This is a genomic window from Bradyrhizobium sp. 170, from assembly GCF_023101085.1.
Classification (GTDB): Bacteria; Pseudomonadota; Alphaproteobacteria; order Rhizobiales; family Xanthobacteraceae; genus Bradyrhizobium.
Map to the genome: position 1 here is coordinate 6,144,661 of NZ_CP064703.1, position 9,168 is coordinate 6,153,828.

The following is a 9,168-nucleotide window of genomic DNA, read 5'->3' on the forward strand; positions in this document are numbered from 1 at the left end:
TTGAACCAACGACAATCAGGCAAACTTCTTCTGGACTTCTGCCGACACGTTCGCCGGCGCTTCAGCGTAGTGATCGAATTGCATCGTAAAGGTCGCGCGTCCCTGGCTCATCGAGCGCAGGTTATTCACGTATCCGAACATGTTCATGAGCGGCACCATCGCGTTGATGACGTTGGCGTTGCCGCGCATGTCCTGGCCCTGGATCTGGCCGCGCCGCGAGTTCAGGTCGCCGATGACGGAACCGGTGTAGTCTTCCGGGGTTACCACTTCGACCTTCATGATCGGCTCGAGCAGAACGGACTTGCCCTTCTGCAGCGCTTCGCGGAATGCCGCGCGCGATGCGATTTCGAAGGCCAGCGCCGAGGAGTCGACGTCGTGATACTTGCCGTCGACCAGCTGAACCTTGACGTCCACCACCGGGAAGCCGGCGACCACGCCCGAGCCCATCACGCTGTTGAGGCCCTTTTCGACACCGGGGATGTATTCCTTCGGCACCGCGCCGCCGACGATCTTCGATTCGAACTCGTAGCCCTTGCCGGGCTCGTTCGGCTCGACGATGATCGACACTTCGGCGAACTGACCGGTACCGCCGGTCTGTTTCTTGTGCGTGTACTTGACTTCAGCGCGCTTGGTGACCCGCTCGCGGAACGCCACCTGCGGCGCGCCGATGTTGGCGTCGACCTTGTAGGTGCGGCGGAGGATGTCGACCTTGATGTCGAGATGGAGTTCGCCCATGCCCTTGAGGATGGTCTGGCCGGACTCCTGGTCGGTCGAGACGCGGAACGACGGATCTTCCGCAGCGAGCTTCGCCAGTGCGACGCCGAGCTTTTCCTGGTCGGCCTTCGATTTCGGCTCGATCGCGATTTCGATCACCGGCTCCGGGAATTCCATCTTTTCGAGGATCACCGCCTTGTCGGGATCGCACAGCGTGTCACCGGTGCGCGCTTCCTTCAGGCCAGCCAGCGCAACGATGTCGCCGGCATAGGCTTCCTTGATGTCTTCGCGGTTGTTCGCATGCATCAACAACATGCGGCCGATGCGCTCCTTGCGGTCGCGCGTCGAATTGATGACGCCGGTACCCGACAGCAGCGTGCCGGAATAGATGCGGCAGAAGGTGATGGTGCCGACGAACGGGTCGTCCATGATCTTGAACGCCAACAGAGCCAGCGGCTCCTTGTCGTTCGGCAGACGAACGACCTCGTTGCCGTCTTCATCGACACCCTTGATGGCGGGCACGTCAACCGGCGACGGCAGATAATCCACGACCGCGTCGAGCAAAGGCTGCACGCCCTTGTTCTTGAACGCCGAGCCGCACAGTACCGGGAAGAACGCGCCAGTCAGCACGGCCTTGCGGATCATGCGCTTCAACGTCGCCTCATCGGGCTCCTTACCGTCGAGGTAAGCGGCAAGGACTTCGTCGTCGAGTTCGACGGCGGCTTCCAGCAGCTTCTCGCGATATTCCTTGGCCTTCTCGACCATGTCCTCGGGAATATCGATGTCTACGAACTTGGCGTCGAGCTTCTCTTCTTCCCAGACCACGCCCTTCATGCGAACGAGATCGACCAGACCCTTGAAGTTGTTCTCGGAGCCGATCGGAAGCTGGATCGCAATCGGCTTGGCGCCGAGGCGATCGACAATATCCTGCATGCATTTGTAGAAGTCGGCGCCGGTCTTATCCATCTTGTTGGCGAAGACGATGCGCGGAACCTTGTACTTGTCGCCCTGACGCCAGACGGTCTCGGTCTGCGGCTCAACGCCCTGGTTGGAATCGAGCACGCATACCGCGCCGTCGAGCACGCGCAGCGAACGCTCGACTTCGATGGTGAAGTCGACGTGGCCGGGAGTGTCGATGATGTTGAGACGCTTGCCTTCCCAGAAAGCGGTGGTCGCAGCCGACGTGATCGTAATGCCGCGCTCCTGCTCCTGCTCCATCCAGTCCATCGTCGCAGCACCTTCGTGCACTTCGCCGATTTTGTGGCTCTTGCCGGTATAATAGAGGATGCGTTCGGTGGTTGTGGTCTTGCCGGCATCGATATGCGCCATGATACCGAAGTTACGGTAGTTCTCTATGGCATGAACGCGGGACATGGGTTGTTCCTTAAAATCCGTGTTTCGCCGTTACCAGCGATAGTGCGAGAAGGCACGGTTGGCTTCCGCCATCCGATGCACGTCTTCACGCTTCTTGACGGCGTTACCCCGGTTGTTCGACGCGTCGAGCAGCTCGGCCGAGAGCCGCTCCGTCATCGTCTTTTCGTTGCGATCGCGCGCTGCCGTGATGATCCAGCGAATGCCCAGCGCCTGACGGCGAACCGAACGCACTTCGACCGGCACCTGGTAGGTGGCGCCACCGACGCGGCGCGAACGCACTTCGATCGTCGGCATGACGTTTTCCAGCGCCTGCTCGAAAACCGGCAGCGGACCCTGCTTGGTCTTGGCTTCGATCATGGCGAGCGCGCCGTAGACGATGCTCTCGGCGGCGGACTTCTTGCCGTCGTACATGATCGAGTTCATGAACTTCGTGATGATGATGTTCCCGAACTTCGGATCCGGGTTCACTTCACGCTTTTCAGCAGAATGGCGACGAGACATCTGATCTGTTCCCGCTTACTTCGGACGCTTCGCGCCGTACTTCGAACGACGCTGCTTACGGTTCTTGACGCCCTGGGTATCGAGGACGCCGCGGAGGATGTGGTAGCGAACGCCGGGCAAGTCCTTGACGCGGCCGCCGCGGATCATGACCACCGAGTGCTCCTGAAGGTTATGGCCTTCACCCGGGATGTAACCGATCACTTCGAAGCCGTTGGTCAGGCGCACCTTGGCGACCTTACGAAGCGCCGAGTTCGGCTTCTTCGGGGTCGTGGTGTAGACGCGCGTGCAAACACCGCGCTTCTGCGGCGACTGCTGCAGCGCCGGCACCTTCTTGCGTGACTTCTGCACCGCACGCGGATTTGCGATCAGCTGGTTGATCGTCGGCATGTCAGCCTTCACCCTTTAGTTCGCGCGAAACCTTGAATGGCTTTCGCAAATTCTTCTCGGAACTAGCCGTTCCGTTCGGCCCGCCTTGCGCGAAAAAACTTCCACGCAAAACGAAATCACGCCAACCACTCATCGCTGAGCGGAAAGCGCTTCGACGCCACAGAGGACCGCAAGTGAAGACCGATCAGCGTTCGCTGTCCGGCCTGCTACCGAGGTCATGCATCCGAGTTCACTCTCAAGAGAACGTGCTCAAGAGAACTAAAATCGTCCTGGCAGTGCCTAGCAATATGATCGACAGCGTTTGAGCGGCATTCGTCGAGGTTGGTGCCCGTCCAGGTCCTTCAGGAAACTTCCGTAAGGATTTGAAAGGGTGTTCCGTTCCGACGCTGGCGTTGCTCACCGCCTGTCGTTAAGTGGCCGTCTTCTATAAGCGGTGGATAGCTAAGTCAAGCGAAACGAGAACACTGGAAATGCCTATGGCGTCTGCGGATTCAGGACTTCGCACCGATCCGCTGAGCGCGGAAATGAATTCGCGAGGCGCGGAATCAGCAACATCCTGCCTTGCCCGACGCCGCCCGAGTCGGTAATTATACCCGGATAAATATATCCAGAAACAACATTTTCCGGTTCCAGTTTTTCCCGGCTAAGCATTTGTTTGCCTTTCGGGGCGCAAAACTGGCGCTTCGACGCCGGGATTGCCCATGAAATACACCGACATCGCGATCATCGGCGGCGGCCTTGCCGGCTCGACCGCGGCCGCCATGCTCGGACGCGCGGGTATCCCGATGATCCTGATCGATCCGCATCAGGTCTATCCGTTCGACTTCCGCGTCGAAAAAATCAGCGGCGACGAGCAGCTCGATCGTTTTTACCAGACCGGAATCGCCGATTCGGTGCTTCGCTCGGCCACCCACGACGGCGAAAACTGGATCGCGCGATTCGGCTACCTCCTCGACAAGAAGCCGAGTCGCCAATACGGCATCATGTACGACGCGCTGATCGGCGCGGTCCGCGCCGAAATCGCAGCCCCTGCCGAACTCATCTACGCCAAGGTGACCGATGTCTCGACCAGCGCGGAGCGGCAGAAGCTCACGCTGTCCGACGGCGAAACAATCTCGGCGCGCCTGGTGGTGCTGGCCAATGGACTGAGTATCGGGCTGCGCCGCAATCTCGGCATCGAGCGCCAGGTCCTCAGCGTCAGCCATTCCATCTCGATCGGATTTGACATGGTGCCGGTCGGCCGTCCGGCCTTCGAATTTCCCGCCCTGACCTATTTCTCGGAACGGGCAAAGGAGCGCGTCGCCTATGTGACGCTGTTCCCTGTCGGAAACCGGATGCGGGCCAACCTTTTCGTCTACCGTGAGGTCGACGATCCCTGGCTGCGCGAGATGCGGAAGCGGCCGGTCGAGACCATGAACGCCGCGCTGCCCAGGCTGCGTCGGATCACGGGCGAATATGGCGTTGCCGGCGACGTCAAGATCCGGCCCGCCGATCTCTATGTCTCAACCGGCTATCGCCAAGGCGGCGTCGTTCTGGTCGGCGACGCCTTTGCGGCCACCTGCCCGGTTACCGGCACCGGCACCGACAAGGTGTTCACCGACGTAGCCCAGCTCTGCAACGTCCATATCCCCGCCTGGCTTGCGACCGAGGGCATGGACGCGGACAAGATCGCTTCCTTTTACGACGATCCGGTCAAGCAGGCTTGCGACGCCTGGTCGATGGCCAAAGCCGTCAGCTTCCGCAAGGTCACGATCGAGAACGGGCTATACTGGCGTGCGCAGCGCTGGGCGCGCTTCCTGGCGTGGTTCGGCGAAGGCTGCTTGCGGCGGATGCGAAACGGGAGCAGCGCGGGGTCAAACCGCCGGGCTCACTCCTCGTCGTCATCCTCGTCATCGTCGTCTTCATTGTCGTCGTCGGCCTGACCGGCAGCGTTGTGCTGCGTGTGGCCCTGGTCGTCCCAGAGCTTGCGATAGACGCCGTTGGCCGCGAGCAACTGCGCATGCGAGCCCCGCTCGATCGCCTTGCCGCCTGAAATCACGATGATCTCGTCCATCTCGACCACCGACGTCAGACGGTGGGTCGACCAGATCATGGTGCGCCCCTCCGCCACGTTCAGAAGCGTGCGGTTGATCGCGGCTTCCGTGGTCTGGTCGAGCGCCGACGTCGCCTCATCGAGCAGCAGCAGCGAGGGATTGCGGATGATCGCGCGCGCGATCGCGATGCGCTGGCGCTGGCCACCCGACAGCGTGTCGCCGCGCTCGCCGACCGGCGTGTCGTATTTCTGCGGCAGGCTCATGATGTAGCTGTGGATCTCGGCCTTGCGCGCGGCCTGCACGACCTCCTCGTCGCTGGCGCCTTCCTTGCCGAGCCGGATGTTTTCACGGAGCGACATGTTGAACAGCATGTTCTCCTGGAACACGACCGCCATGCCGCTGCGCAGGGATTCGCGGGTCACGCGGCGGATGTCGACGCCGTCGATGGCCACCCGCCCCTCGTCCGGCGTGTAAAGACGCAGGATCAGGTTGAGCAGCGTGCTCTTGCCCGAGCCGCTGGGACCGACGATCGCGATGCGCTTGCCGACCCCGAGCTTGAGGCTGAAATTGTCGAGCACCGGCGTCTCGCTGCCTTCGTAGGCGAAGGTGACGCGGTCGAAGGTGATGTCGTTGGTGATGCGCGGCAAATCGGGCGCGCCCGGGCGATCGGCGCCGCGCGTCGGCTCATCCAGCAGCTCCTGCATATGCCGCACCGCCGCCGCCGACTGGATCGATACCGGAATGAAGTGCATCAGATGGGCGATGTTGTAGGACACCTCCCAGAATGCGCTCTCGAAGGTGACGAAGGTGCCGATGGTGATCTGGCCCTTGGTGGCGAGATAGGCGCCGATCGCCAGCACCACGAGGTGCAGCAGCAATACTGAAATGGTGACGGTGCGCTCCACCATCGTGGAGAGGAAGACGGCGGACGCGGTCTTGATGCGCACTTCCTGATTGCGCATGGTGAACCAGCCGAGCGTGCGGCGCTGCAGGCTGAACGCCTTGATCACCGCCTGCGCGGCCACGTTTTCCTGGACCGTGCCGAGCAGCGCCGATTCGTTGAGCTTCTGCTCGTAATTCGCCTGCACCGCCTTCGGCGTCAGGATCCGCGGCCCGATCAGCGTGATCGGGAACACCAGCAAGGCGACCGCCGCAAGCTGCCAGTTCAAGAACAGCATCAGGATGATGCCGGCAATCAGTTCCAGGAACGGCAGCGCCGCGCTGTTGGCGAAGGTCTTGACCGAACTTTCGAAGGCCGCAAGGTCGATCGAGAAGCGCGAGAGAATCTCGCCGCGCTTGGTGCGGGCGAAATACGACGCCGGCAGGTTCTGGACGTGTTCGAACAGCCGGCTCCGCACATCGGCAATGATGCCCGCCGCCAGCCGCGCATCCCAGCGCTCATACCAGACCGCGATAATCGAAGTGATGATGCCGGCGACCGCCAGCACGCCGAGGATCTTGTAGAGCGCCTGAAAGTCCTCCTCGCCGAGCGCGTCGTCGATCAGGAACTTCAGGCTGAGCGGCATGATGACGTTGAACAGCGTCTCAACGAGAACGCCGAAGGTCACGAAGGCGAGCAGCTTCCTGTAATTGCCCAGATACGGCCTGACGAAGCCGTAGATGGTCGCCATCGCGCCGGCGGCTTCCTTGGCGGTGAAGACGACGAGGTCCTCGTCATCATCATCGTCGTCGAGCTCCAGTTTGTCCTCTTTGTCGTCCTTGGCATCGTCGGGGGGCGCACCGGCCCCCTTACCGCCGGAAAGCGGCGCGACAGCCTCCAGCACAAGCTTCTTGGCAAGCTCAGGATCATCCGCCGGCGCGGGATTCTGATCATCCGAGGAAGGAGGCTTGGGCGCCATGAAACCAACCGATGCTGCACGGCCGGCATGACCGCAAATCGAACGCGGCAGCGGCGAGCACTACCGCCACGGATTCTATGCGATCGGGATCAATTCGGCAAACATTTGGCGCGGCCGGCGCTGAATCATCAGAGCCGGTCGTGCCTTAATACAACCGGTCGGACCTCAATCGTCCGATTCGACCTTGTCGAAGAACGAATAGCGCAGGCTGTCGGCGTCGGCGTACCACTGCCCCGGCCCCTTGTTGGCAGCCAGCGTCGCCGCCCACACCGCATCGGTGCAGTCGCGGCGGTGCATCGAGAGGTCGAATCCGTTGCCGAAGAACAATTCAGACCATTCCCACCAGGTGCCGAGCTTCTTCACGCCGCGCAACAGGTCGTAACGGTCGATCAGTGCGGGAGCCATGTCCGACGTCACCGACCCGAACACCAGTCCGGTCTTCACGACGCGGTTAAGTTCGCGTACCGCCCGCGGGACCTGCTTTTCGGCGACATGACACAGGCTCGTCTCGAACACGAAATCGAATTCGTCGTCCTTGAACGGCATGTCGGCGATGGAGCCGAGCTTGTTGTACTTTTTCAGCGCCTTCGGCGTTTTGGCGTGGATCGCCTTGTTGTTTTCGATACCCCAGGCATCGATGCCGCGCTCGCGGAGCGCACCGACCAGTTCGCCGCTGGCGGAGCCGGCAACGAGCAGCTTGTAGCCCCTGGCCCTGTTCCAGACGATCTTGATCAGATCTGTCAAATAGGCCGGATCGGTAAACCGGCTCCAGACCTCACTGTAGGGCCCGGCGCCGCGGTAATTCTCGAAATAGCTGCGGTCGATCTTGTCGGACGATACCCCGTCCTCCTGCGCGCGGGCGCGGCGCAACCGCATCATCTCGGTCAGAATGATGTCGGTGGCGGCGTCGGAGGAGTCGAGCAGACCGTTCAGCGTCGAATCGAACAGATAATCGCCAACCACGACGATCCCCGGATGCTGCTTCGGCTCCGGCCGGTGGTTGGTCATGACGTCGCGCACCGGCAGGCCGCCCGGAAGCGCATTCACCGATGACAGCCAGCGGTGGATCTTGCCTTCCAGGAAATGATCGCGGGCGTTGCCGAACGAAGGCGGCAGCGACTTGAGCGCGGCGTCGATCAGTTCCTGATCGCTGAGATTGGCAAACGCCAGCGCATCGGAACCGGCGATCAGCCAGTTGAGCACGCCGTGCTTGCCGACGTCGTGGCGGGCGCCCTCGTTGTAAACGCAGCAGCCGCCGAACGCCTCCGACATGAACCAGGCGCCGGAGATCTTCTCGCCCCAGAACGGCTCGTCGAACAGGATCGAAACCCGAAGGTAATGCGCCGGGCGGTCGAAATAGGCGACGTGCTTGACCATCGACTTGCGCAGTTCTTCTCCATCCCAGCGCATGGTGCCGAGCCAGGAATGCGGCAGGCACATCAGCACCAGATCGAAATCCCGTGTCTCCGGCCCCTTCCCGTTCATCATATTGAGCTGATAGCGGCCGCTATCGGTCTTGCCGACCTTGAGCACGCGATGGTTGAGCTGGATGTCGGCATCGACTTCCGAGCGCAGGCACTCGATCAGCTGCTCGTTGCCGTTCTGGATCGAGTACAGGCCGATATAGCCGTCGACATCCATCACGAAGTTCTTCAACGCATTCAGGCCGTTTGTGCTGTGGCTTTCGGTCGCGATATCAGAGCGCGCCATCACCTTGAAGAAGCGCCTGGCGATGGGATCGTCGACTTCCTCGTCGAGCACTTCCTCGCAGGTCATGTAGGCCCAGGGGTGCTCGTTGTCGTGGGCGCCGACGCCTTCGTAATATTCGATCGGCGACACCATATCGGAACAACGCTTGCGGAACGCCTCGATCGCAGCCGCGGTCTTCTCACCATACCTGCGGCGCATGCCCGGGACATCGTGGAGCAACTCGCCGTCGAGGTGCACCTGCTCGGCGTCCATCGGTATCGTCTGCAGGCCGAAATGCTGGATCAGTTCCCGCAGCGGATCCGGGCCGGTCATCGAATAATCGTAGATTTCGGCGACGCCTGCCTCGTACATCGCCGGCGCGGAATCGAATTTGCGCGAAACGATCTTGCCCCCGACGCGGTCGGACGCCTCGTAGATCGTGACGCGGCAGAGATCGCCGAGCTTTTTCTTCAAATACCAAGCGCTCATCAGCCCGCCCGGGCCGCCGCCTACGATTGCAAGATCCAACATGTCTTTTCCGTCGCCCTCCGGCCCCCCTGCCTTCGGGAAGCAGCCGGTCTAATCCACACTAGCAAAAGCGCTTTTCACCC

The 9,168-nt window shown here is 61.5% G+C and carries 6 protein-coding genes; 1 reads left to right on the forward strand and 5 read right to left on the reverse strand.

Annotated elements, in window-relative coordinates; translation table 11 throughout:
* Positions 1-15: 15 nt before the first annotated feature.
* The 3 genes from fusA to rpsL are packed head-to-tail and all read right to left on the reverse strand — an operon-like array spanning position 16 to position 2,976.
* Positions 16-2,088, reverse strand: a complete 2,073-nt coding sequence (gene fusA, locus IVB05_RS28710; RefSeq protein WP_247779285.1) for an elongation factor G — start codon at positions 2,086-2,088, stop codon at positions 16-18.
* Between the two features lie 30 nt (positions 2,089-2,118).
* Positions 2,119-2,589 (reverse strand): 30S ribosomal protein S7, encoded by a 471-nt coding sequence (gene rpsG / locus IVB05_RS28715; RefSeq protein ID WP_192733871.1) that lies wholly within the window; start codon positions 2,587-2,589, stop codon positions 2,119-2,121.
* A gap of 15 nt (positions 2,590-2,604) precedes the next feature.
* A complete protein-coding gene (rpsL, locus tag IVB05_RS28720; protein ID WP_025588683.1) occupies positions 2,605-2,976 on the reverse strand; it encodes a 30S ribosomal protein S12 in 372 nt (123 codons plus the stop codon).
* Between the two features lie 701 nt (positions 2,977-3,677).
* On the opposite strand from rpsL, the gene IVB05_RS28725 reads away from it, so the two are divergent.
* A complete protein-coding gene (locus IVB05_RS28725; RefSeq protein ID WP_247779286.1) occupies positions 3,678-4,898 on the forward strand; it encodes an NAD(P)/FAD-dependent oxidoreductase in 1,221 nt (406 codons plus the stop codon).
* On the opposite strand, the gene IVB05_RS28730 is transcribed toward IVB05_RS28725, so the two are convergent.
* The gene (locus IVB05_RS28730) at positions 4,844-6,868 is read right to left on the reverse strand and encodes an ABC transporter ATP-binding protein (RefSeq protein ID WP_247779287.1); all 2,025 of its coding nucleotides are present in this window, start codon (positions 6,866-6,868) and stop codon (positions 4,844-4,846) included. The two genes, IVB05_RS28725 and IVB05_RS28730, sit on opposite strands and share 55 nt — an antisense overlap.
* Before the next feature lie 165 nt (positions 6,869-7,033).
* Entirely contained in the window at positions 7,034-9,088 is a 2,055-nt protein-coding gene (locus IVB05_RS28735) for an FAD-dependent oxidoreductase (RefSeq protein WP_247779288.1), read from the reverse strand.
* Positions 9,089-9,168: the final 80 nt, after the last annotated feature.

What these genes read in the sequence shown, in the direction of transcription:
- fusA (WP_247779285.1), bottom strand. Translation starts at nt 2,088, where the DNA reads ATGTCCCGCGTTCATGCCATAGAGAACTACCGTAACTTCGGTATCATG.
- rpsG (WP_192733871.1), bottom strand. Translation starts at nt 2,589, where the DNA reads ATGTCTCGTCGCCATTCTGCTGAAAAGCGTGAAGTGAACCCGGATCCG.
- rpsL (WP_025588683.1), bottom strand. Translation starts at nt 2,976, where the DNA reads ATGCCGACGATCAACCAGCTGATCGCAAATCCGCGTGCGGTGCAGAAG.
- IVB05_RS28725 (WP_247779286.1), top strand. Translation starts at nt 3,678, where the DNA reads ATGAAATACACCGACATCGCGATCATCGGCGGCGGCCTTGCCGGCTCG.
- IVB05_RS28730 (WP_247779287.1), bottom strand. Translation starts at nt 6,868, where the DNA reads ATGGCGCCCAAGCCTCCTTCCTCGGATGATCAGAATCCCGCGCCGGCG.
- IVB05_RS28735 (WP_247779288.1), bottom strand. Translation starts at nt 9,088, where the DNA reads ATGTTGGATCTTGCAATCGTAGGCGGCGGCCCGGGCGGGCTGATGAGC.